Origin of the sequence: Vibrio sp. OPT46 (assembly GCF_015163535.1) — a bacterium.
In the GTDB taxonomy this organism is placed as follows: Bacteria; Pseudomonadota; Gammaproteobacteria; order Enterobacterales; family Vibrionaceae; genus Vibrio; species Vibrio alginolyticus.
The window spans coordinates 1-251 of sequence record NZ_JADDYG010000900.1; the positions used below are offsets into that span (position 1 = coordinate 1).

The following is a 251-nucleotide window of genomic DNA, read 5'->3' on the forward strand; positions in this document are numbered from 1 at the left end:
GTTGCAATATCCAAACCGCGGGAAGCAACATCAGTCGTTACAAGGATCTTAAATACTGCGCGCTCAAACTGACTCATAATGGTGTTACGTTGAGTCTGGTTCAAGTTACCACTTAATGCTACAGCCTTCAGTTTCTTTTCGTTCAGCTTTTCTGTTAGTCGCTCAGTATCATCACGCGTTGCCGTAAAGATAATAACTTGACGGTATTCAGCCTCAGAAAGAACACGATCTAAAATTGCCTCTTTATGATC

The 251-nt window shown here is 41.8% G+C and carries 1 protein-coding gene; it reads right to left on the bottom strand.

Translation table 11 applies throughout. The features are described 5' to 3' along the window. The coding region (locus tag IQR33_RS31935; RefSeq protein WP_193844326.1) for a helicase-related protein at nucleotides 1-251 on the bottom strand (251 nt) is incomplete at both ends.